General features: G+C 32.1%; 1 protein-coding gene. It reads right to left on the bottom strand.

Annotated features, from left to right (window positions below; translation table 11 throughout):
- On the bottom strand, window positions 1-200 hold a 200-nt coding region (locus AC0IWM_RS23925), incomplete at its 3' end, for an NAD-dependent epimerase/dehydratase family protein (RefSeq protein WP_471759173.1).
- Window positions 201-237: the final 37 nt, after the last annotated feature.

The following is a 237-nucleotide window of genomic DNA, read 5'->3' as shown; positions in this document are numbered from 1 at the left end:
ATATCTATCTCTTTCATCGCTTCAACTACATCTTGATAATTAAAGATATCACTTTGTAACCATGTCATTTCAGTTGCATTAACATGTTCTGGTTTAGGATACTTGGACAATACATATAAATCAGCATCATTTTCAATAACAGAACTTAAATGTTTTCCAATATAGCCTGTACCGCCTGCTAAAAGTACTTTTGGTTTCATATTTTAAACTCCCTTGTGTATAATGAACACTCCATCG

It is taken from the genome of Methylobacterium sp. AC433, from assembly GCF_979253015.1.
This window is presented reverse-complemented; position numbering and strand designations above follow the sequence as displayed.